At 58.8% G+C, this 1,341-nt stretch carries 1 protein-coding gene; it reads right to left on the bottom strand.

Features of this window, described 5'->3' with window-relative positions:
* Window positions 1-87 precede the first annotated feature (87 nt).
* Window positions 88-1,290: a transposase gene (locus OHL21_RS00040; RefSeq protein WP_263415201.1), complete on the bottom strand. Its 1,203-nt coding sequence runs from the start codon at window positions 1,288-1,290 to the stop codon at window positions 88-90.
* Window positions 1,291-1,341 lie beyond the last annotated feature (51 nt).

Raw genomic sequence — 1,341 nt, 5'->3', positions numbered from 1 at the left:
AGAGTCTGTGTGAGTGAGGCATCCTCTCTTTGTTTGAGAGAGCGATTGCAGTTGCAACGTCTCTGTAGCCGCAGTCTGTGAGCAGTTTTATCGGGATTTCTGCAGGATGTAGATGCGTTTGAGGTTGTAGGCGGTGGCGGCGAGGGCGAACTCGATCTGCACTTTGGCGATGGAGCGTAGTCGGAAGGAGCGGAAGTTTCGTTGTTCTTTCATGATTCCGAAGACCGGTTCCACGATTGCCCTGCGTCTGCTGTACATCGCCCTTCCGTCTGGATCCCGCAGCTTGTGCCGCATGCGCTTTAGGCGCGGATCGTGGCCGTCAAGATCGGCTGCCGGCGTACCGGTATTGAGTTCCCGTGCCAGGTTGGAGTCCGGTACATAGGCATCGATATGGAGCGTTTCCATCCGTTCTACGTTCTGGTTGGAGTAATAGCCGGAGTCGGCCAGCACGCGCTGGGGAAGCTCTCCGCAGGTCTGGTTGACCAGCTCCACCATCGGTTCCAGGCCGTCGTTCTCGTTGCCCGACTGGGTCACCCTCTGGGCCACGATCAAGTGGTCTTCCGATACCGCGATCTCACCGGAGTAGCCCAGCAGAAAGCGGTTGCCGCGGCTGCGCAAAAAGCGCGCATCCGGGTCGGTGATCGAGCGCTTCTCGGACGGCCGCTTCACCCGCCTGGGGAGCGGCTTGAGCGTCGCAGCCGCGTCCGGGAGGGCATCGATTGCAGCTCCTACGCGACTGCCCGCGCCTTCGTTCGGATCGTCCCCGTCGCAGCTCTGCTGCCAACGGCGGATGTTCCGGCGGATCTTCGCTCTCTGCTGCCGCTCCACGGCGATGACCTTATCCGGAGATGCCGACGCCTTGATCCGCGTCGCATCGATCGCCACGGTACCTAGTTGAGCCAACTTCAACGACCGAGCCATCTCCACCACTTGGGTGAAGCAGTCATTGATCGCTTTTCCATGACGGCTGCGGAACGCGTTCAGCGCCCAGTAGTCAGGCGTCGCAGCTCCGGCCAGGAACCGGAACGCTAGGTCTTCCCGGATACGTTGCTCCAGACGGCGAGACGAGGTCACACCCAGAAGATAGGCATACAGCCACACCTTCAGCATCAGTGACGGATCGTAAAGACGACCACCCATCGGCCCATAGGACTGATCGAACCGGCTCAGATCCAGCTTCTCCACACTCTTATGAACGAAAAAGCAGAGATGATCCTCACTCAGAACTTCATCCACACGTGGCGGAACCAGGTAGCCCTGCTCCGGTGAATACGGAAGATAGCGCGACATACTCTCTTTTCGTATATCTATCCACGAAAATCAAGCACTCACACAGACTCT

Source organism: Terriglobus albidus (assembly GCF_025685425.1).
GTDB classification, from domain to species: Bacteria; Acidobacteriota; Terriglobia; order Terriglobales; family Acidobacteriaceae; genus Terriglobus; species Terriglobus albidus.
This window is presented reverse-complemented; position numbering and strand designations above follow the sequence as displayed.

Excerpts from the sequence above, each read along its gene's own strand:
- OHL21_RS00040 (WP_263415201.1), bottom strand. The coding sequence starts at position 1,290 with ATGTCGCGCTATCTTCCGTATTCACCGGAGCAGGGCTACCTGGTTCCG.